Below are 22,767 nucleotides of genomic sequence, written 5' to 3' on the forward strand. Positions count from 1 at the left end.
GACAGCCCTTACCCCTTCTTCCCCATGCCCCATGCCCTAATCACATTAATCTTGATCTAAACGCAGAACTGCCATAAAGGCTTCTTGGGGTACATCCACTGTCCCCACAGATTTCATCCGCTTTTTACCCTTTGCTTGCTTCTGCAAAAGTTTTTTCTTGCGGCTAATATCACCACCGTAGCATTTAGCCAATACGTCTTTCCGCAAGGCGGGAATGTGTTCGCTGGCAATAACTTTACTACCAATTGATGCCTGAATTGGTACTTTGAATTGATGGCGGGGAATGAGTTCTTTGAGTTTTTCGGCCATTGACCGCCCGACGTTGTACGCTTTATCCCGGTGAACAATCATCGCCAATGAATCAACAGGATCGCCGTTAATCATGATATCCAACTTCACCAAAGGATTTTCGCGGTAGCCGATGAGGTGATATTCCATGCTGGCATAACCGCGCGATCGCGACTTCATTTGGTCAAAAAAGTCGGTGACAACTTCTGCCAAAGGTAATTCGTAAGTCAGTGTAGTGCGTCCTTGGGTGAGATATTTCATGTCTTTGAAAATACCACGCCGATTCTGTGACAGCTCCATGAGAGTGCCGACATAAGTTTCCGGCGTAATCATCTCTACTTTGACGTAGGGTTCTTCAATTTTTTCGCGATCGTTCGGTGCAGGTAAGTGGCTGGGATTATCAATGTACAGTTCTTCACCCTTAATGGTGATTACTTTATAAACCACTGAAGGAGCTGTAATAATTAAATCCAGATTGTATTCTCGCTCTAGGCGTTCTTGGACAATCTCCATGTGCAGTAAGCCCAAGAATCCACAACGAAAGCCAAACCCCATCGCACTCGAAGTTTCTGGTTCGTATTGCAGCGCCGCGTCGTTGAGTCTAAGCTTTTCTAAAGCTTCCCGTAAGTCTTCAAATTGGTCAGCATCGATAGGAAACATACCACAAAAGACCATTGGGTTAGCTTCTGCGTAACCAGGTAGGGGTTCTGCGGCTTTGGCCTTACTTAGAGTAATTGTATCTCCCACCCGCGCATCGGCTACAGCTTTAATTGCCGCACCTAAATAGCCTACTTCCCCAGCGTGCAGTTCTTCAACTTGCTTTTGGGTAGGAGAGAGAACGCCCAACTCGTCAATTTCGTATTCTTTCCCAGATATCATCAAATAGACGCGATCGCCTTTTTTCAAAGAGCCATCCATCACCCGAAAATATACAATTACTCCTCGGTAACTGTCATAATAACTATCAAAAATCAATGCCCGTAAGCGTTCATTGATCGTATTTTTGGGCGGCGGCACACGCTCCACAACTGCTTCTAAAATCTCGTTAATGCCAATTCCTTCTTTGGCAGAAGCCAAAATTGCACCACTGCAATCCAGACCGATAATTTCTTCTATTTCGCCGATTACCCGATCTGGCTCTGCCCCAGGCAAATCAATTTTATTCAAAACCGGGATAATTTCCAGGTCATGCTCAAGAGCTAAATATACATTTGCCAGAGTCTGCGCCTCAACACCTTGAGACGCGTCTACTACCAACAAAGCTCCTTCACAAGCAACAAGACTACGGGACACTTCATAAGAAAAATCCACATGACCAGGCGTGTCAATTAAGTTCAGCACATACTGCTGACCATCTTTGGCCTGATAATTCATCCGGGCAGCTTGCAGCTTAATGGTAATGCCGCGCTCCCGTTCCAGATCCATGTTGTCGAGAAACTGTTCCTTCATCTGTCGCTCGTCAACAGTGCCAGTAGCTTGCAGTAGGCGATCGGCCAGGGTGGATTTCCCATGATCGATATGAGCAATAATACAAAAATTGCGAATGCGAACTGCGGGAACGTCAGTCATATACTATCTTTGCTAAAGCAGCAACCAAAGTTAAAAGAGCAATTTACTTCATGTATTTTAATGCTTTCTTAGCCAAGACGCTGCTATTAAGGAAATAATAAGGTGGGAAACTGACTCGGTAAATAGGTAGACTTTTAAGAATTTATATAAAGTCTATATGTAAAGTCTATTTTTACCTGATTGTATTGATCAATCAGGAGCGTACAATAAATATATATAAGTACATAGTTTAGATATCATGGGCAATTACAATCAGTAATTGCCCAGAAATGCTGATTTACTGACAAAATTCCTAAAAAGCTGCTGTCTCGTCTGTTCTATGACAATTGCTGCTGGAAACCTAATGCCCTTTGTTACTTTGGTAGGATTTCGGGGAACTATGTAACTATAACCTTTAAAACTTGTCAGTAAACACCCTGAAAAATGAATAGAACTACTTTACAAAGCTTTTGACAAAGCAACCTCCGAGTATATAAACCTATGAATATGAAAGAGAAAGCTACCGACGCGGATCAAAGACAAGCCGATAAGGTAGAAATTGCTGTCCGCCTAGATTCCGAGCTACTCGAACAAATTCAGCATTTAACCAATGATCCTAGCAAGGTAATTGAGGTGGCAATCCGCCAATGGTTGCGGGGAGATGTTCCCAGAGATGATGAACTGACACGCACCCCTCATCGCATACCTATTCCACCAAGAGGGGAATGGAATGATTGACATCCGTAAATAATTTGTAAATAGAAAATAAAAAAAACGTAAAGTTTGTCAATTTAGATTCCAGAACCGCCAAAATACCTCGTATAAGTTTGCCAAATCTGTAACATTTTATGCCAGATTTTGAGCAGCCTTAGTAAAACTGTTTTGAGTTGCTATTTGTCTATCCAACTCGATTAATGACTATTACTGCCAATTCACAATTGCCGAACTTATTTTCTCAAAATCTGGAATATATCGATCATCAGATTGATGGATCGTTATCAACTCTTGGCTCAGAGCTGGTATTCACCCAAGATGGAGCAGGGCGCTATCTGACCTTTTATTGGCAGCAAAGTGAACTTTTGGGGTTAAACTCCGAGCAAATAGTTAATGGGGGCAATGAAAACGAAACTTTTACCCCTGTGGATAAGGGTGGCTATTTGGAGCGTTTGCATCGGATTTTAAACAATCTAGTGCCAGAAAAGTTTCAATGCTGGTTTAGCTACCACCAAGAGTTATTCGAGTTGGAATTGGCAATTTGCCCAATCATGCCACAATTGGGAACCACCGCTACTACAGTTTTGGTAATGGGGCGACTATTACAAGCTACAGTCAACAAACAAGAAGTGACTGTAGCACCAAAAGTGCCTACACAAGTAGATTTAGCTTTACGTTCACAGCAACACCAGCATCTGGTAAATCAAATTACCAGAAACATTCGGCGGACATTGGATTTAGATATTATTTGGCAGCAAACAGTAGATAGTTTAGGAAAAGCACTACGGCTGGAGCGCTGTATTATTTGTCCTTACCAGCCTTCTAGTACTAGAGTGCGGGTAATAGCAGAGTATCATCAGCCAGATTGCAGTTCAATGCTTGGCTTAGAAATAGATGTAGCTTCTGAGCCAGCCTTTGCTCAAGCATTAGCAACCCTAGAACCAGTTGTGATGGAGGGGTCAGGGTATACTCCATGTTCGCAACAGAAAGTTTTGGTGGTAGCGACATGCTACAAAGACCAAGCTAATGGATTAATAGCCATAACTCTGCGGGATGAGTGTTGTCCGTTGACAAATGTAGAACGTGAACTAGCCAAAGAAGTAGCAGATCAATTAGGAACTGCGATCGCCCATGCTACTTTATATAAAGAACTTGAAGCAGCCCGTCAAAAAGCCGAAGAAGCTTCACGCTTAAAGAGCGAATTTCTAGCTAATGTATCTCATGAAATTCGCACTCCCCTCAACGGCATGATCGGATTTTTAAAACTGATTTTAGAGGGCATGGCAGACGACCCAGAAGAACAAAATCAGTTTTTGACAGAAGCTCATCAATTGTCAATACATTTGCTAGATATCGTTAACGATATCTTAGACATAGCCAAAATCGAAGCAGGCAAAATGGAGCTAACTTGCGCTCCTGTCAAACTAGATGAACTATTTGGTGATGTAGAAAGTTTCATGCGTCCCCAGGCAGAGATGAGAAACCTCAGTTTCCGGATGCAGTTACCTCCTACCTCTGATGAAATCATTGTTCAAGGTAATTACCAACGCTTGCTACAAGTTATGCTCAACTTAGTGAACAATGCCATCAAATTTACCCAAGAAGGTGGCATCACCATCAGTGCCGATTTAGTGTTGAAGAAAGCGAAATTTCAAGACCAGCAATTTCCGGGGATGGTGAGAGTTCGAGTCGCAGACACTGGCATTGGCGTTTCTTTAGATAAACAAGATAAACTATTTCAATTATTTTCTCAGGTAGATGGTTCTCGCACTCGCCAGTACGGTGGTACCGGTTTAGGACTAGCAATATCCCAAAAACTGGTAGAGGCAATGGACGGTGAAGTGCATTTTTACAGTCTCGGTGAAGGACTTGGCTCAACAGTCACATTCTCAGTACCCCTGTATCAACAACCAGTGATATTGCTATCTAGTGATAGCGACTCATCAAATAGTGGTGAATGATGAGCTATGGTAGAAGGCAGGGGCAGAAGGTAAAAAGATTGTGGGTTGTGTTACTCAAATTCACGCTCTCAAGATGTTCTAATGTATATGCTCTTTGCTATAAAAGTCATTATTTTCAACATTGCTGAATCAAATATATAAACATTTTTATACCGGATAATTCACTATCTAACTTGAAGCACTAGTGTAAAAACGTAAGGCAAACCGCCAAAACCAAGTAGATATTGAAAATAGCACCAAGGCCAACACTGCTGCACCTATCGACCAAGTTATTTGACTGCGACCTAGCATAGCTTCCGCTGGTACGGTGGTTAAAAAAGCTACTGGCACTACAAAGGTGAAGAAAAAGCGATAAGCTGTAGGATACGCCACCATTGGATATCTGCCAGCTTCCAATAAACCCCGTAGTACCTCGGTGACATTGTAGATTTTTACAAACCAAATGCTAGTTGCTCCTAGCATGAACCACAAACTATAAAGAATCACTAAACCAAATAACAAAGGTACTGCACTAAGTAGATAGTTACTGATTTCCAAACCCAAACGTTGACCTGCATACCAAATTAAAAAACTACCAAAAATTAAATCAGGTAGTCCCCAAGGAGAAAGAGTGTGAGTAGAAAGCCAAAACTGACTACGGATAGGTTTGAGTAGCACAAAGTCCAAAGTACCTTCCTGGACATGGCGGACAATTCGATTCAAATTAGGAGCCAAAAAGGTTGCAGAAAAGCCTTGCAGTAAGGTAAAAATTCCCAGAACAATCAAAGCTGCTTCCCATGACCAGCCAGTAAAAGTGTAGCCAGTACGGTAAAACAAGAATAGTCCAAATAAACTACCTACCAAATTACCCAAGCTGGTAAAAGCAGCTATGACGAAATTGATGCGATACTCCATCTCAGCTGCGATGGCGGTACTCCAAAATATTCCTAGTACTTTCCAATATCTTTGCATTTTGAATCTGTAATGGGGGTTAGGGGTTAGAGACTAGGGGCTAGGGGCTAGGGGCTAGGAAAATTCTTTTTTAATAGTCAGTAATTAAATCCTTTGAAAAGGACAAAATAAATTCACGTAAACTTAATAATATTAATCATTTGGAAAAATTGCTGAACGTTAAGATGTTGGATGCATATTCTTTATAATGTGAGATGCTATGCATTTTGACTGACCACAGATGATTAAATCACTAGGCTGTTTTGCGGTCTGGAGGATTATCTTCGCTGAATTTGGCTGAGTTAGTTTTTTGTCAGGAGATAGTTTATTGTTCACAGCAAAATTTGTGGCATCTCAAAATTTACTGAATATTCGGGTTCTGATTATTGGTGCTTTTATTTGTGCAGTCCTAGGTGAGTATAGTGTTTAACTAAATTTAACTAAATTTTGACAATTTATGGCTAGACTGTCTAACGAATTACAACGCTACTTTTTTGAAGAAGAAAGACCATCAAATGTAAGTTTATCGGAGATTTTGCTGCTAGCGAAAGAAAGAATCTTTGGCTTTTTGCTGGTGATTTTATCTTTACCTTCAGCTTTGCCGATTCCTGCTCCTGGATACTCGGTTCCTTTCGGAATTTTGATTTTTCTCTTAGCTATACAATTGATTATTGGTGCTAAAACTCCTTGGCTACCGCAGAAAATGATGAATTATCCGATCAAACTAGAAACAGTGCAAGGATTTTTGAAAGGAGGGATTCCTTGGCTGCGAAGAATTGAAGCGATCGCTCGTCCTCGTTTAAGCTATATTTGTACCACTTTACCAGGAAGAGTGACCATTGGCAGCGCGATCGCTCTTATGGCAATTTCCATGATGATTCCCATTCCGGGAACTAATACTTTGCCAGCAATGGGTATTTTCGTGACTGGCTTTGGCTTACTAGAAGATGATGGTGCTATTAGTTTAGGTGGTTTAGTTCTGTGTTTAATGGGGGCAATTTTAACTACTTCAATTTTGTTTGCCTTAATATGGGGTGGTTCTAGTATTCTTGATCTCATTAAAACTTGGTTGGGTCGTTAATCTGCAAAAATACTACTGTAGATAATACCATCATGAATTTTTTTGATCTCAACCTCTATCTGTTTCTAGAAAACCTCCTGTTTTTCCTAGTTGCGACAGCTTTTTTAGTTGTTGTAGGTTGGGCTTGGAGAAATGCCAAGCCTTTCAGCCTGCCAACACCGTTACCAGGGTGGTTTAAAATCTGGTTTGGCACGGTGCAAGTACTGGGAGTATTAGTGCCGTTAGTAGTAATGCTGTTGTGGGGCGTGTTTTGGGGTTACACTTCTGTGTTAACCGTCTTAGGTTGGTACTTTGTGATGTTAGGGTTGCAAATTCTCTCGGAGATTGTAACTCTAAGACAAATTCAAAACGTAGTATGGGTGATGGTTCCCTATTTATATTTACCTTACCGCTTCTGGCAATTATACGAGGGTTTGAAAATTTTGGGTTCTACAAATGAATTGCTGTGGATTCGCTATTTATTAATTTTGGAAATTGTCCTGTGGGTTGGAAACTACGCCTTAGATTTATCGCAGTTACCAAGGTTACTTCGTTGGGAACTCTCAGAAAACCCAGACATGAATATGAATTAACGTGAAGAAACTACACAAAAGCTGATAGCGTCAAACAAAGGAAAATATTTTTGTGGATGTTACAGTTTGAAAACCCGTTCTAATTACTGGCAATTACTGCCTTATCTCCGACCCCAGTGGCAAAATATTACCAAGGGATGTGTTGGCATCTTGGGATATGTCCTGGCGACATTAGCGCTAATTAACATCGCGGGTAAATTGGCAGTTCCCTTTGGAAAAGGTAATGTAGTAGCGATCGCTCAATTAGCTGCAATTCTCGGCTTGGTGTTTCTTGTACGCGGCTTTTTTCAGTCTGTGCAAGATATATACATGGCAAAAGCTGCTTTAAGAGTTGCTTTTACTCTCCGTAAGCAAGTCTACAGCCACTTACAAAAGCTCAATCTCAGCTTTTTTGAAACAGCCAAAGCAGGTGATTTGTCTTACCGCCTCACAGAAGATATTGACCGTGTTGGTGAAGTCATCCATAAACTGTTTCACGATTTTATTCCCTGCGTTTTGCAGTTAGTGGCAATTCCCATCTACATGATTTACCTTAATTGGCAACTCACACTAGCCACAGTGATTGTTGCGCCACTAATGGGGATTTTAATTGGCTGGTTTGGCGAACGTTTACGCAAGTATTCCCTCAAAAGCCAAAATCGGGTGTCTACTTTATCGGCTATCCTCACGGAGGTTTTCAGCGGTATTCGTCTGGTGCAAGCTTTTGCAGCCGAAAATTATGAAATCGCTCGATTTAGCTATGAGGCGGAACGCAGTTTTCAAGCAAAATATTCAGCAGAACGCCTCAAAGCCATTCAAATTCCCATTGTAGGATTTTTGGAAGCATTGAGTGCATTATCGTTATTAATGGTAGGGGCGTGGCAAATTTCTCAACGCAACTTAACGGTAGGAGAATTTTTCAGCTACTTAACCGCAGCCGGATTGTTAATTGATCCTATTGGTCATACTACTAATAACTACAACGAATTTAAACAAGGTGAGGCATCAGTTGACCGTGTTTTTGAATTGATGGCAATTCAGCCGACGGTAGTCGAAAAGTCCAATGCGATCGCCTTGCCCCCAGTTAATGGCAAAGTAGAATATCATCATGTATCTTTCGCCTATAAACCTGATGAGCCTGTTTTAAAAGATATCAGTTTGTTGGTGATGCCAGGAGAAGCGATCGCCCTTGTGGGTGCTTCCGGTGCTGGTAAAACCACATTTGTGAATCTTCTCCCTCGCTTTTATGACCCGGAAGCTGGTCAAATATTCATTGATGGCGTTGATATTCGGGATGTTACCCTTGATAGTCTGCGGCGACAAATTGGTATTGTTCCCCAAGAAACCATCATGTTTTCGGGAACTATTGCCCAAAATATAGCCTTTGGTAAAGATGTTTTTGAAATGTCAACAGTTGCAGAAGCGGCAAAAATTGCTAACGCCCACCAATTTATTAGCCAACTCCCAGAGGGTTATCAGACTTGGGTAGGCGAACGTGGGGTAAACTTATCGGGTGGACAACGCCAAAGAATTGCGATCGCTCGTGCTGTTTTACTAAATCCCCAAATCTTGATTTTAGATGAAGCCACATCTGCGTTAGATTCCGAGTCAGAAGCATTAGTACAAGAAGCTTTAGAAAGACTAATGCAGAATCGCACAGTATTTATTATTGCCCACCGTTTAAGTACAGTGCGACGGTGCGATCGCATTTTAGTTTTAGAACAAGGACAAATTGTTGAATCGGGAACCCATGAGGAACTGTTGGCGCTAGAACACCGCTATGCAAGATTTTATACCCAGCAATTTAGTTAATGAGAATAAAAACTCCATTGTTTTATGGGTAGAGTTTTGTCAGTGGTCAGTTGTCAGTTGTCAGTTATCGCCATGTCTCCCCCATCTTCCCCTGCTCCCCACACTCCTCATTCCTCATACCGAGTTGCGCTCAAAGATAGTAACTCAGGGTTCAGATAGATAAGCAATGCCCCATTTCTAGATACTATTTCTGAATGCAACTTAGTATCAGTTGGTATTCTTCCAAACTCCAGATAAAACATCAAAATCCACCTCCTTCCTTTCACCTTCCTCAGTGTTTTGAAAAAGCACAGTAAACGCACCAGCACCTAATCTATCTTGGGGAAAAATTCGATAACAAGGGATAGTAGTTAAATGTGATTGATAGTCTTGTAAAGAACTAACTTTTACCGTCTGGAACTGGGGAAAACGCGACAGAAACCATTCACAAACCTGCTCATTTTCTTCAGGAGAATAAGTACAAGTCATATAAGCTAAATGACCTTGAGGAGCAACTATTTGGGCAGAATTAGCTATAATCCTTTTTTGCCGATTTGCACTCTTATTAATAGCAGTTGGATGAAAACATCCTGGTGCTTTTCCACCTTTAGCAAGTAAAGATTGTCCAGTACAAGGCGCATCTACTATTACTAAATCACTAGATAAAGGAATATTTTCTCCAAAAATATTAGAATCTCTATTCACTACAATAGAAGGGCTAATATGGCAACGCTTTAGATTAGAAATTAGCATACTCAAACGTTTGCCAATTACTTCATTACTGATAATTAATTCGGGTTGTAAAGCCTTCCAAGCAAAGACACTCTTGCCTCCTGGAGAAGCGCACATATCAAAAATTATCCGGATTGATGGAGAAATTGCTAACAAAGCTGTAGCTGCAAATACAGAAGAAAAATCTAAGCAATAAAAATATCCTTGGTTATGTAGTGGATGTTGACCAGGTTTTTCACCTAGGTATAAACGGTCTACAAATTGTGGTTGCCAACTCGTTGGTGTTTCTACTGCAAAAGGTAAGATATCTGGCTTTTCTTGACACCAAAGAATACACGGTAAAAAAGGTTGAGGATGAATTAATGCCTCAATAAATTGTTCTTGTTGATTTGAATCAGCAAATAAACGCCGTGAAAGTTTAAGTAGTAAATTTGAAGGTTTTTCCATTATTAAAACTGTTACGGAAGAACAATGCCATACCCAGGCTTGGCTGCATACTGAAAATCTAATGACCGCTATTTTGACGACGATCGCCGAATTACCCCACTGCATTGGAGATGGTCATGGTATTAGATAATTTTCACCAGAAATTACGCAAAGAAACACAATTGTGGAGAGACGAAGGCATAATTAGTTCTTCGCAATACCAACAAATTGCAGACCGTTATCAATTTAAAAATCTAGAAACTGCTGCGCGCGATCGCTCTGGGATGATTGCGATCGCTATAGGTAGTATCCTTTTAAGTCTGGGCGTGATCACCTTCGTAGCCGCCAATTGGCAAGCATGGTCACGAGAAGTTAAATTCATCTTGATGATGAGTTTATTTTTGACAACCACAATCATTGGTTTTTACACCTGGAGACAAGCAACTAGTGCTGAAGGAAAAAAACAAGAACGCAGTAAACGATTAGTAGGAGAGGGACTGCTAATTTTGAGCGCCTTTATTTTAGGTGCAAACATCGCCCTAATGGCGCAGATTTCCAATATTAACGGTTCCACTGCCGAATTGTTTCTGGCTTGGGGGTTTGGTGTTTTGCTCATGGCTTACAGTCTGTGCTTAAATTCCTTGGGAATTATGGCAATTATCCTAATACAGATTGGCTATTGGGCGGGACTAGGAGACTTATCTTTCTATTCGGTTGCTTCAGGTGAATGGTCTTGGGTAAGGCTGGCGGTAAGACACATGCCTTTGTTGTCATGGCTATTGTTTGTACCCTTAGCCTACTTTTGTCGGTCGCGTTGGATTTTTTTCCTAGCAGCGCTGATCTTTGCTGCTACTTTACAACTCAACCTCAATCCTCTACCACTGCTGAATTTTGCTGATGTAGCGCCTTGGATGGCATCTTTTGCTTTTGCCTTGCCACCTGCATTATTCTGGAGTTATGATGACCTGCTATTTCCTACAATTAATTACAGGCTATTTCAGCCTCTAGCTCGTGATTTAGGATTGGTGGCTTTTGGGTTTGTCTTTTATATTTTGTCCTTTCGTTGGCAATGGCAAGCCCCATTTTATAATTCCTATCCACCAACGAGCAACACAAGTGCATTAATGTCTTTTCCCATTATCGATTTGGGGATTCTCAGTGGTTTAGCAGTATTGCAATGGTTGTTTTTACTGCGTCAGAGAAACAATCCTCCCCGGCGAGAAGTAATTTTTACTACAGCTATGATTGCCACTTTTATTGTCTTCATAGCTGTAGTACCTTTTTGGCATCAAGCTATTAGTCGTATTGGTGAACTCGGCAGTTTTATTTTCAATGTACTTTTGGCAGTTTTGTGCTGGGGGTTAATTCAAGAAGGATTGAAATTAAACAACAGACGTACCTTTTGGGGCGGTATGCTATTGTTCACATTGCAAATCATTAGTCGGATGCTAGAGTACGATACTGACCTACTTTTTAGGTCACTTGTCTTCTTTATGTGCGGTTCTGCATTAATTAGTGCTGGACTTTGGTTTGAACGTCGCCTAACTACTGCCAGTAGAAAGTGATATCTAGTAACGCTGTGCGTAATTCGTAATTCGTAATACTCGCCAAGGGCGAGAAGCAAGCTACGTAATTCGTAATGACGTTCGGTGAATTGCTAACTTAATTACCTTTTTGTAAGGGTTTTAGACATTTGAAATCGGTGGGTTATTTCTACCGTGTTGTACTGCTTAGTCTAATTGCTCGTCTTCAAAATCTCTGTAGATCATTGTGTTTAGAGAGTCTCTGCGTTAGTCCTAATTCTGCTTCTGATTTCCCTAATATTTCTTTTAGGACTACGCCATGAAAAGTGACTCCTCTGAATCTGGTAAAAATCAATCATTGTCTCCCGAAGCGGAATTTTCTAAGAAGCTGACTTTTCGGGATTACTTAATTGCTACTGAACAAAAAGCGAACAAGCCTTTACCTTTTTGGCGGCTATTCGTTCCCCTAGCAATACAAACAGGAATAATTCTAGCAGTTCCCACCCAAGCAATGTATACCAACCTCACAGGTAAAGAGGTGATCTTACAAACAGTGGCTGTAAACCCTGATGAGGTGCTGCGGGGCTACACTTTATCGCTGGACTATAACATATCGCGCATTGCAACCTTAAGAAGACTTTCTGGTTGGGAAGATTTACTCAGGAGAAACCGAGGGAGGAACGGACAATTACTAACAGGAACCAATTTGTATGTGATTTTGCAAGAGCAACAATCCTTTGGTAATGGTGTTCCTAGAGCTTGGCGACCGATACGTGTTAGTAGTAATCTACCCAACTACCTGCCAACCAATCAAGTGGCCTTAAAAGGTGTTTATCAGGATGATTACGTCATGTATGGGGTAGAGACATACAATATCCCAGATGAAGAACGCCAGCAGATGAATAACGATATCTTTCGCAGCGCCCAGCGAAATAGAGGAAGACGAATACGCCCCATAGTAGTGAAAGTGAAAGTAGATCCTCAAGGCAAAGCTGTGCCGGTTAGTTTGTGGGTAGGCGATCGCAACTATCGTTTTTAATAGGTTTGTAGAGACGCGATTAATCGCGTCTTTCAAAATTAATCTTCGTGGCGTGCATTCCATGCTGCACCACAAGCCGCCCCTGCCCCAGCTACTAATCCAGTACCCATTCCTTGTATAGTTTTTTGAATAGGATCTTGAGTCAGACAGTCACTTGTCACCTTAGTGTCTTGTAAACAAAGATTGCTCTGTGCCCAACTGGCTGTACCTCCTAAAACTACACCAGCTACACTACAGAAAACGACAAGCAACAACAGGCGTTTAGTTTTTCTATCCATAGATGGATGTGTAAAAGATTAAGAATAGTAATTGATCCTCAATTAGTCTACACATATATGCTGCTAATGTCAGCTGCTTTGAAGAAGATTATTTAGCTAGCTCGAATATTTTAGCGATCGCTTGACTTTTAAGACAGCCACTACAAATTTTGGATGTTATTTAACTCTTGATTTTAAATGATTATAGTTACTATTATTGCATTTAATTAAAAAACAAAATTTAGCGACAATTAGCTCAGTGTCTATGCATCATTGCTAAATATCAGTCTATGTGTTAATAACCAAAATAGAGAATACACTGATAAATAAAAATTTACAGTAACTAAAAATCACAGTACAAGGTTATTACTTGAGCAATACATTCACATAAAACCACTCTCTTCATCATTCACCGATGTATCGTCTAGGACGAAGTAAAAAAAGTATCATTAAATTCTCATTATCTCTGCCATAACAAACAAGCAAATGCATGATAAATTTTAAGTCCGTCCTCTTCCGTTCACGGCTTACACCATGCATCTACACTGTTTACATCCCCAACACCTTGAGGAACTAATCACAGACAGTGGTATAGATTTACACTTGGCAGAGCTTAATTTTAGATCGCTCCAAGGTGCAAATGCTTATGAGTACCTGCTAATTTCTGAGCATCTGCCTCGTACCAACACTGGAATGATTAAAAGTGGATGGTTACAGCGTTACTCTCATGTCGCCGCAGGTGGTTGGTGGTGTTCAGGGTTAGACCCTTTAAAAAATTGGCAATTAATGGAATGGGGATGTTTTAAGCCGAATCAACCCCGGATGAATCATAAGGGTAAGTGTATTAAGTATGAGCATCCCCCCAGCACACCTACACGGATATTTTGTTTGCGGGTAACGCTATCGGTTTGGCAGCAAGTCTCTGGGCGTTACAATCTAGCCATGCCCACAGATATCAGCATTGACTGTAATGGCGCAGCTGTAGGCTTTTGGCAATGGGTGATGCAACATAATATACCCATAATTATCTGTGAAGGAGTCAAAAAAGCAGCGGCACTATTAACACAAGGATACGCTGCGATCGCAGTTCCGGGAATTACCAGCGGTTATCGGGTTGTTAAAGATAGATTTGGCAAAGTTATCAATCGTCAGCTGATTCCCGACTTAGCAACATTCGCTATTACCAAGCGCACCTTTTATATTTGCTTTGATTTTGAAACTCAACCCCAAAAAATTGCCGCCGTCAATAATGCTATTTCTCAGCTAGGCTGTTTATTCCAAGAAAAAAAATGCTCAGTCAAAGTTATTGAACTTCCAGGTACAGAAAAAGGTGTTGATGAATTTCTCATTGCTAAAGGTGCAAACACTTTCGAGAAAATTTATCGCCAAAGTGTTGATTTAGAAATTTACCTTGCCCAAATTAAACCTCATACGGAGTTAACAATTCCAGCTGCACTTACAATCAACCGACCTTATTTAGGAGAAGTCTCTTTCCCTACTTCTGGCTTAGTAGGAGTCAAGTCAGCTAAAGGAACAGGTAAAACCACAGCGTTGCAAACCCTTGTCAATCAAGCAAAAAATAGAAATCAGTCAGTATTATTAATTACTCATAGAATCCAATTAGGAAAGTTTTTATGTGAAAAAATAGGAATTAAATGGGGATTAAGTCAAAGTGAGTGGTTAACAACTCCTGAACAAGAATTACCTATAATTTTTGATTCATTTTCTCTTCATAAATCTGTAGGCTTATGCATTGATTCTATTTGGAAACTAAATCCTGAAGATTGGCAAGGAGCAATTATCATTTTAGATGAAGTAGAACAATCTTTGTGGCATTTACTTAATAGTGATACTTGCAAACACAAACGCATCAAAATTCTCAAATTATTCCAACAACTAATTTCTACAGTTCTTAAAACTGGGGGATTAATAATTGCTCAGGATGCTGATTTATCAGATGTATCTTTAGAATATTTACAAGGATTAGCAGGCATAAAATTAATGCCTTGGCTGCTAGTAAATCAATGGAAACCTCAGCGAGGCTGGGATGTAACTTTTTATGATTCTCCTAATCCCACACCGCTAATTCATCAATTAGAACTAGACTTACTTGCAGGACGTAAATGCTATGTGACTACTGATAGTCGTTCTGGACGTTATAGTTGTGAGACAATTGAACGCTATTTAAAAGAGCGTTTAGAAAAATTACGACAGCAATTTCCTAAATCTTTAGTAATTAGCAGTCACACCACAAATACTCCTGGTCATGCAGCAGTAGACTTTGTAGCTGCTATTAATCAAAAAATTTCTGACTATAGTGCCGTTTTTGTGACACCCAGCCTCGGTACCGGCATTAGTATTGATGTTCAACATTTTGACCGTGTTTATGGCATTTTTCAAGGAGTAATTCCTGATGCCGAAGCACGACAAGCATTAGCCAGAGTCAGGGATGATGTACCACGTATTGTCTGGTGTGCTAAACGAGGTATCGGCTTAATTGGTAGTGGTAGTACCAATTATCGTTTGCTATCTAACTGGTATCAAGAAAATCAAAAAGAAAATTTAGCCTTGCTCAGTCCCTTGCATAAAATAGATGTGGATTTACCATTAGTTTATGATCCAATTCATTTGCGGACTTGGGCGAAATTATCTGCAAGAGTGAATGCTTCAATTCGTCTTTATCGCCAATCGATGCAAGATGGCTTAACTACTGATGGACATCAAATCTGGATGCGGAGTAATGCAGTTCACAATAATATTATTCGAGATTTACGACTAGCATTTTTAGCAACTGATCCTAGTGATTTAGCAACGCGTCAGAGATTAATATTAGAAATTGTTAAAGTCCAAAAAGATTGGTCAGAAAAACGCCAAAAAGCGAAGGAAATTAAACGTCAAATCAGAGATATTAAGCAGCAAAATCAATTATCCTCCGCAATGGCGATCGCAAATGCTAAAGATATTGATTATGTAGAACATGACCAGCTATTAGCCAAGCATACCTTGACTGAAGAAGAACGCAGCCAAATTCATAAATATAACCTTAGACAAAGATATGGTGTTGCAGTCACTCCTGTTTTGAAGTTGCGCGATGACAAAGGTTATTATTACCAGTTATTGATTCACTATTATCTGACTCATGAAAGTGAATATTTCCATATCAGAGATCAAAAAGAATGGTATCAGCAATTGTCTTGGGGTGATGGGAAGGTTTTTCTCCCAGATTTAAAAACTTATACCTGCAAAGTTGAAGCGATGAGGGCTTTAGGGATACTCCAGTTTCTAGAACCCGAACGAAAATTTACTGAAAATGATTCTGATTTGATGTTGCTGAAAAATGTCGCTTTTCAGCATAGTCAACATATTAAAAGAGTGCTGAGTATTGATTTGGTAAGAGAGCAAGAAAGTATTTCAACAATCAAAATACTTGGGAGGCTGTTAAATTTATTGGGTTTAAAGCTGAAACGAATCAATGATATTTATCAAATTGATCCAGAGACTTTATATGATGGCAGAGAACAAATATTTACAGTTTGGCATCAACGAGATGAGTTGATATTGATAAATGATAAAACTAGTGGATATGAAATGATAGCTAATCCCCCAAATTGCTCTTTGAATAATTCACAAACTAATCCTGTTTTCGCTGGTCATGTATAATCACAACTATATGTGAGATTTGTCTATAGTAAGTAGGTCGATGTCAATAATTATTGTTGGGATAAGGCAGGGGGCAGGGAGCAGGGGGAGAAGGAGTTTGAGCATTATTTACTTTTATTCACATAGTTTGGTTTTATTTCACCGACTTACTTAATCTCAATCTACGGTACTGGTACACTCTCCACACATAACGGTAGCAAAAAAATTGATGATTCCTGTGATGAATTATCGCTGTTTAAAGCTAAACCACAAAAATTTGACTTACAGAAACATCCAACAGTGTGTGTGATGAATTAGGCGATCGCATTCAATATAATCAAGGTCAGAGTATTCATTTCGGGTATTATTAGGAGATTAGTGGACTGTTAACAGGAGGTAAAATATATGAAAATTGATGTGCGTGGCGCTGTTGTAGCTGCTAAAAAATACTTTGAAGATATACAAGATATGATAGGTAATTCTATCAATGATATCTTGCTTAAAGAAGTAGAATTGTCAGAAAATAAAAAGTTTTGGTATGTAACATTAGGTTTTAGTCGTCCTGTAGCTAAGAGTGAAAGAACGCTTATTCATGATGTGATTTCTTTAGCCAATAAATATGAACGTGATTATAAAATATTTACCGTAGATGCAGAAACAGGAGAAGTAAAATCGATGAAAATTCGTGAGGTATGAAAGATTATATTCGCTCATTGTTTCAAACTTACAAACAAAGATGATTTTAAGCTAGCTAATTATCTACAAAAAGTAGATATTGATACAATTAATTTTAATAATATTCGTAGTTATGGTTGGTAATAAAATAATCGGTTCAATTTTTAAATATTGTGCGTTAGGTGTTGTCACCTGCAATTATAATTTTAAATAAAAAAGGCGTGAAGAAAAACTCACGCCTGTTTTATGATTATGTTTCTTAAAAATGTCATTTATTGCTATGTTCTTCTTTACCAAATGTCGGCTGTACCTTTTTTGTAAGGATCGCCTGTAAAAGGTTGTACGCCAGTATTAGGATAAGCATCATCAGTAGGCCCAAAAATTCGCATTGCGGCTTCAGAAATATACTGGGTGATGCTAGCAATGATTCTGGAAATAGCCATAATATTAGACTCCTTGCTTTGAGTCACTATTAATTGTGATGTCTATACTTTAGTTCTAATGTTTATTGCATTGCTCAGATTCTCAATATATTGACAATCTATGCAATGATTGTTCATTTATGTTTGCAATACTTTAGCTTCTCTAGAAGTCAAACTTTCTTCTTCAATTCTAATAATAACTCAGTTATTGATTAAAGCTTGCCTGAAAAAGATGCAGGTTAACATTTTTAATAAAATAAACTATTAAAAAATATTAAATATTTTAATGATTTAGTATTAAAATACGATGAATGTCCTCCTAGAGAGCGATATATAGCCAAATCTTTCTAAATAGTTGACATTATTTATGGTAAAATTTACCATAATAGGAGAAGCATTCTTGTAAGGACGCTCTTGCATGACAACTTTCCCAGACTTAGACCACTGCCAGAACCAAGAGTTAACACTCTCTGCTGCTGACTACAGCCTGCTTACTGACCTTTACCAGCTAACGATGGCAGCTTGTTATACAGGTGAAGGTGTAGAGCAACGATGGGCTAGTTTTGAATTATTTATCAGACGATCGCCCGATAATTTCGGCTATTTAATCGCTATGGGTCTGGCGCAGGCCTTAGAATATTTAGAAAAATTTCGCTTTAGTTCCTCTCAAATAGCAGCTTTACAGGCTACGGGCATTTTTGCTGGGGCAAGCGATCGCTTTTGGTCACTCCTAGCAGAGGGGCAATTTACTGGGGATGTGTGGGCTGTACCAGAAGGAGCAGCGGTGTTTGCAAATCAGCCACTGTTGCGAGTTGAAGCGCCCCTGTGGCAAGCACAACTAGTAGAAACCTATCTATTAAATACTCTAAATTATCAAACTTTGATTGCCACTAGGGCAGCCCGCCTCCGCGATGTCGCCGGGGAACAAGCCACACTTCTAGAATTTGGCACCAGAAGGGCATTTAGTCCTCAAGCTTCTTTATGGACGGCGCGGGCAGCATTAGCAGGCGGATTAGACTCCACTTCAAATGTGTTAGCGGCGCTACAACTAGGGCAACAGCCAAGTGGTACGATGGCCCACGCTTTAGTGATGGCGCTGTCAGCACTAGAAGGAACTGAAGAACAGGCTTTTAGCGCGTTTCATCGATATTTTCCGGGTGCGCCATTGTTGATTGATACCTACAATACCATTGCAGCTGCCGAACGATTAGCCCAGCGAGTCAATTCTGGAGAAATAAAGTTAACTGGCGTGAGGTTGGACTCTGGAGATTTAGTTACTTTATCCCAGCAAGTGCGATCGCTCTTGCCTGGGGTGTCAATTTTCGCCAGTGGTGACTTGGATGAATGGGAAATCAAAAGACTCAAAGCAGCTGGTGCGGAAATCGACGGTTATGGCTTGGGAACAAGACTAGTTACAGGTTCTCCTGTGAATGGAGTTTACAAGCTTGTAGAAATTGATGGCATCCCAGTCATGAAAAAATCGAGTGGTAAGGTAACTTATCCAGGACGCAAACAAATTTTTCGGTCGTTTGCAGCAGGTGAGGTAAAAGGCGACAGATTGGGGCTGATTACAGAAAGTCCTCTTCTGGGCGAACAACCTTTGTTGCAGGTGGTGATGAAGGAGGGTAAACGGGTGCAACCGCCAGAAAGCCTTGCAGTAATTCGGCAACGTACTACTGCTTCTGTTGCTAGTTTGCCAGAACAGACGAGGCGTTTGGATAATCCTATAGCTGTGGAGGTGGAGATTTCGGCGGCGCTGCAAGAGTTGACAGAGGAGACGAACCGCAGAGACGCAGAGAGAAGTTGCGTGCGCGGGTTCCCCGCGTTGAGCAAACTTCGGGTGGACACAGAGGTAAATTTATGAGACTAAATCGATGTATTGAGTGAATACGAGGTGAAAATTCTGGAAACAGCCTCAACGAATTACGAATTAAGTAAGTGAGCATAAATAAACATAACTATGTTACGAAATGTCAATATACCTTCAACTCTTACCACTAACAACTGACAACCGACAACTGACGACCCTCACTAGTTAACTTTATTTGTAGCGACTTAGTTATGAGAATTGCTTTATTTGGTACTAGTGCCGATCCACCAACTGCTGGACATCAGGAAATTCTTAGATGGTTATCTGAGCGTTATGATTGGGTGGCGGTTTGGGCAGCAGATAATCCTTTTAAATCCCATCAAACTTCTTTGGAACATCGAGCAGCAATGCTACGACTGTTGATTGCAAATATGGATGCACCACTGCACAACATTGCTGTGGAACAGGAATTGAGTAGCTGGAAAACACTGGAAACAGTGGAAAAAGCTAAATTTAGATGGAGTGAGAACGCTGAATATACTTTGGTGATTGGTTCAGATTTACTGAGTCAGCTACCGCGTTGGTATCGAATTGAAGATTTATTACAGCAGGTGCAGTTATTAATTATACCGCGTCCGGGATATGTAATAGATGAGTCTAGCTTAGAGGCAGTGCAAAAGCTGGGAGGAAAAATAGCGATCGCCAGTCTTACAGGTCTAGATGTATCTTCAACAGCGTATCGTGAACAAAGAGATCCCCAAGCTCTCACGCCCCCAATTATTGCCTATATTCATCGAGAGCATTTGTACAAATGCGAGGACGCAACCACAAAAAGATTTCAACTGCGCTAAATCAACAACCTTTGGCTGATTTCAAGGTAGGTGTTGATAATGTTATTTTTTCGGTAGATACCACGCAGAATCGGCTGCTAGTTCTGTTAGTCATGCGACAGCAGGAACCATTTTTAAATTATTGGAGTCTTCCCGGTACTTTGGTACGTCAAGGAGAGTCTCTAGAAGATGCTGCTTATCGCATCATGGCAGAGAAAATCAGAGTCAACAATCTCTACTTAGAGCAGTTATACACTTTTGGCGGCCCCAATCGTGACCCGCGAGAAGAAATTAGTAGTTATGGTGTGCGTTATCTATCAGTTAGTTACTTTGCCTTAGTCAGATTTGAGGAAGCAGAATTAATTGCTGATGGAGTAACTGGCATTGCTTGGTATCCAGTCAAGCAAGTACCGCAATTAGCTTTTGACCATAATGAAGTTTTGGCTTATGGACACAGGCGGCTGCGAAATAAGTTGGAGTATAGTCCGGTAGCTTTTGAAGTGTTACCAGAAACATTTACTTTGAATGATTTATATCAGTTATACACCACCGTTTTAGGGGAAACTTTCGCCGATTATTCTAATTTTCGGGCGCGTCTACTCAAGTTAGGTTTTTTATGCGATACCGGAATTAAGGTGTCACGGGGTGCTGGCCGTCCGGCTAGTTTGTATAAGTTTGATGCTGAAGCTTTTGCTCCATTCAAAGATAAACCCTTAGTGTTTATTTAAATTCAAATTTTAGAGTCCAGAAAAAAAGATTTTGACAACTAACAACTAACAACTGACAACTGACAACTAACAACTAACTAAAAACAATGAAAATTGCGATCGCTCAACTTAATCCTACAATTGGTGATTTGTCAGGAAATGCCCGCAAAATCCTAGAGGCTGCACAGCAAGCAGCAACAGAAGGTGCGCGTTTATTGTTGACACCAGAACTTTCTTTGTGTGGTTATCCACCAAGGGATTTATTGCTAAATCCTAGTTTTGTGGAAGCTATGGGTATCGAAGTACAACAGTTAGCCAGAGATTTACCACCAAATCTAGCTGTGTTAGTAGGGACTGTTGAGCAAAATTTCAAAGCCCATGTTACTGGCGGAAAAATTTTATTTAATAGCATGGCTTTATTAGAAGCAGGCAACATCAAGCAAGTTTTTCATAAGCAACTTTTGCCTACTTATGATGTTTTCGACGAAAGACGCTATTTTGAACCAGGTTTACAAGCTAATTATTTTACTTTAGATAATATCGATATTGGTGTAACTATTTGCGAAGATTTATGGAATGATGAGGAGTTTTGGGGCAAACGTAGTTATATAGCAAATCCAATCGCTGATTTAGCAATTATTGGTGTTGATTTGATAGTAAATTTGTCTGCCTCGCCTTATACAGTAGGTAAGCAGCAGTTTCGAGAAGCAATGCTGAAGTATAGTGCGGTGCGTTTTAAACAACCAATTATCTATGTTAATCAGGTAGGAGGAAATGATGATTTAATTTTTGATGGATGCAGTTTTGCTTTGAATCGTCAAGGTGAAATTATCTGTCGTGCCCGTGGTTTTGCAACCGATTTAGTAGTAACAGAATTTGACGAAGTACAACGGGATTTGCAATCGGGTTCTGTAGTAGCTGAGTCTGAATCAGAAGATGCAGAAATTTGGCAGGCTTTGGTTTTGGGAGTACAAGATTATGCCCAGAAGTGCCGCTTTTCTAAAGTAATACTAGGTTTAAGTGGAGGAATTGATTCTGCATTAGTAGCAGCGATCGCCACGGCTGCATTGGGTAAAGAAAATGTCTTGGGTGTTTTGATGCCTTCGCCCTATAGTTCTGAACATTCCGTCAGTGATGCTTTGGCATTAGGCAAAAATTTGGGGATTGAAACTAATATTTTACCAATCGGCGAATTAATGCAATGCTTTGATCACACCTTAGCTGACTTATTTGCCGGAACTGAGTTTGGTATTGCCGAGGAAAATATTCAGTCCCGGATTCGGGGTAATTTATTGATGGCGATCGCTAACAAATTTGGCTATCTTTTATTATCTACTGGCAACAAGTCAGAAATGGCGGTTGGTTACTGTACCCTCTATGGTGATATGAACGGCGGTTTAGCAGTCATTGCTGATGTTCCCAAAACCCGCGTTTATTCACTTTGCCATTGGTTAAACCGCGATCGCGAAATTATTCCCCAAAACATCCTTACCAAAGCACCCAGCGCGGAACTTAAACTAGGCCAAGTTGACCAAGACTCCCTCCCCGCCTACGAAATTTTAGATGACATCCTGCAACGCCTGATTCACAATCACCAATCAGCTGCACAAGTTGTCGCCGCAGGACATGATCCAATAATTGTAGACCGAGTAATCCAGATGGTGGCGCGTGCTGAATTTAAACGACGACAAGCACCCCCAGGATTAAAAATCACTGATCGTGCTTTTGGCACCGGTTGGCGAATGCCAATTGCTAGTAACTGGGTTGGTGTTGCTGTTAAAAACATTTATCAGTCTACAAGTGTTCCTAATCCTAGTGGTCTGTCCCATTAATTATGATAGTG

Annotated in this window: 18 protein-coding genes; 13 read left to right on the forward strand and 5 right to left on the reverse strand. The window is 40.3% G+C overall.

The features are described 5' to 3' along the window. Positions 1–45: 45 nt before the first annotated feature. On the reverse strand, positions 46–1,857 hold the full coding sequence (gene lepA, locus I8751_RS06925) for a translation elongation factor 4 (RefSeq protein WP_214438437.1): 1,812 nt from the start codon (positions 1,855–1,857) through the stop codon (positions 46–48). A gap of 480 nt (positions 1,858–2,337) precedes the next feature. On the opposite strand from lepA, the gene I8751_RS06930 reads away from it, so the two are divergent. Together I8751_RS06930 and I8751_RS06935 are read left to right on the forward strand one after the other, a co-directional pair. Then, positions 2,338–2,574 carry a hypothetical protein gene (locus tag I8751_RS06930; protein ID WP_214438438.1) on the forward strand — a complete coding sequence of 79 codons (237 nt, stop codon included), beginning with the start codon at positions 2,338–2,340 and terminating at the stop codon, positions 2,572–2,574. Positions 2,575–2,750: 176 nt separating this feature from the next. Beyond that, positions 2,751–4,511, forward strand: a complete 1,761-nt coding sequence (locus tag I8751_RS06935) for an ATP-binding protein (RefSeq protein ID WP_214438439.1) — start codon at positions 2,751–2,753, stop codon at positions 4,509–4,511. A 168-nt stretch (positions 4,512–4,679) separates the two neighbouring features. Here I8751_RS06935 and I8751_RS06940 read toward each other — a convergent pair whose 3' ends face one another. Then, entirely contained in the window at positions 4,680–5,462 is a 783-nt protein-coding gene (locus tag I8751_RS06940; protein WP_214438440.1) for an ABC transporter permease, read from the reverse strand. A gap of 436 nt (positions 5,463–5,898) precedes the next feature. Here I8751_RS06940 and I8751_RS06945 point away from each other — a divergent pair, with 436 nt between their 5' ends. From I8751_RS06945 to I8751_RS06955, 3 genes are all read left to right on the forward strand, one after another. After that, positions 5,899–6,522 carry an exopolysaccharide biosynthesis protein gene (locus I8751_RS06945; protein WP_214438441.1) on the forward strand — a complete coding sequence of 208 codons (624 nt, stop codon included), beginning with the start codon at positions 5,899–5,901 and terminating at the stop codon, positions 6,520–6,522. Between the two features lie 32 nt (positions 6,523–6,554). After that, entirely contained in the window at positions 6,555–7,094 is a 540-nt protein-coding gene (locus I8751_RS06950) for a hypothetical protein (RefSeq protein ID WP_214438442.1), read from the forward strand. Positions 7,095–7,160: 66 nt separating this feature from the next. After that, positions 7,161–8,885: an ABC transporter ATP-binding protein gene (locus I8751_RS06955; RefSeq protein WP_214438443.1), complete on the forward strand. Its 1,725-nt coding sequence runs from the start codon at positions 7,161–7,163 to the stop codon at positions 8,883–8,885. 207 nt (positions 8,886–9,092) lie between these two features. Here I8751_RS06955 and I8751_RS06960 read toward each other — a convergent pair whose 3' ends face one another. Beyond that, positions 9,093–10,043, reverse strand: coding sequence for an RsmB/NOP family class I SAM-dependent RNA methyltransferase (locus tag I8751_RS06960; RefSeq protein WP_214438444.1), 951 nt, complete (start codon positions 10,041–10,043; stop codon positions 9,093–9,095). A gap of 116 nt (positions 10,044–10,159) precedes the next feature. Between I8751_RS06960 and I8751_RS06965 the strand changes: the two genes are divergently transcribed. Then, the gene (locus tag I8751_RS06965) at positions 10,160–11,587 is read left to right on the forward strand and encodes a DUF2157 domain-containing protein (RefSeq protein WP_214438445.1); all 1,428 of its coding nucleotides are present in this window, start codon (positions 10,160–10,162) and stop codon (positions 11,585–11,587) included. Positions 11,588–11,864: 277 nt separating this feature from the next. Next, positions 11,865–12,584, forward strand: coding sequence for a GDYXXLXY domain-containing protein (locus tag I8751_RS06970; protein ID WP_214438446.1), 720 nt, complete (start codon positions 11,865–11,867; stop codon positions 12,582–12,584). 38 nt (positions 12,585–12,622) lie between these two features. Here I8751_RS06970 and I8751_RS06975 read toward each other — a convergent pair whose 3' ends face one another. Then, positions 12,623–12,862 (reverse strand): hypothetical protein, encoded by a 240-nt coding sequence (locus I8751_RS06975; RefSeq protein ID WP_214438447.1) that lies wholly within the window; start codon positions 12,860–12,862, stop codon positions 12,623–12,625. A gap of 513 nt (positions 12,863–13,375) precedes the next feature. Here I8751_RS06975 and I8751_RS06980 point away from each other — a divergent pair. Beyond that, a complete protein-coding gene (locus I8751_RS06980) occupies positions 13,376–16,501 on the forward strand; it encodes a plasmid replication protein, CyRepA1 family (RefSeq protein WP_214438448.1) in 3,126 nt (1,041 codons plus the stop codon). Positions 16,502–16,885: 384 nt separating this feature from the next. Next, the gene (locus I8751_RS06985) at positions 16,886–17,176 is read left to right on the forward strand and encodes a hypothetical protein (protein ID WP_214438449.1); all 291 of its coding nucleotides are present in this window, start codon (positions 16,886–16,888) and stop codon (positions 17,174–17,176) included. A gap of 269 nt (positions 17,177–17,445) precedes the next feature. Here the strand turns inward: I8751_RS06985 and I8751_RS06990 are convergent, their stop codons facing one another. Continuing rightward, positions 17,446–17,598: a hypothetical protein gene (locus tag I8751_RS06990; protein ID WP_214438450.1), complete on the reverse strand. Its 153-nt coding sequence runs from the start codon at positions 17,596–17,598 to the stop codon at positions 17,446–17,448. Between the two features lie 397 nt (positions 17,599–17,995). Between I8751_RS06990 and I8751_RS06995 the strand changes: the two genes are divergently transcribed. The 4 genes from I8751_RS06995 (at position 17,996) to I8751_RS07010 (ending at position 22,756) form a co-directional block, all read left to right on the forward strand. Next, positions 17,996–19,441: a nicotinate phosphoribosyltransferase gene (locus I8751_RS06995; protein WP_214438451.1), complete on the forward strand. Its 1,446-nt coding sequence runs from the start codon at positions 17,996–17,998 to the stop codon at positions 19,439–19,441. Between the two features lie 197 nt (positions 19,442–19,638). After that, the gene (locus I8751_RS07000) at positions 19,639–20,238 is read left to right on the forward strand and encodes a nicotinate-nucleotide adenylyltransferase (protein ID WP_214438452.1); all 600 of its coding nucleotides are present in this window, start codon (positions 19,639–19,641) and stop codon (positions 20,236–20,238) included. Next, on the forward strand, positions 20,199–20,945 hold the full coding sequence (locus tag I8751_RS07005; protein ID WP_214438453.1) for an NUDIX hydrolase: 747 nt from the start codon (positions 20,199–20,201) through the stop codon (positions 20,943–20,945). Before I8751_RS07000 ends, I8751_RS07005 begins: the two co-directional genes overlap by 40 nt. Positions 20,946–21,031: 86 nt before the next feature. Continuing rightward, positions 21,032–22,756, forward strand: a complete 1,725-nt coding sequence (locus I8751_RS07010; RefSeq protein WP_214438454.1) for an NAD+ synthase — start codon at positions 21,032–21,034, stop codon at positions 22,754–22,756. The last annotated feature ends 11 nt before the right edge of the window (positions 22,757–22,767 follow it).

This window comes from Atlanticothrix silvestris CENA357 (assembly GCF_016056295.1).
Lineage (GTDB): Bacteria > Cyanobacteriota > Cyanobacteriia > Cyanobacteriales > Nostocaceae > Atlanticothrix > Atlanticothrix silvestris.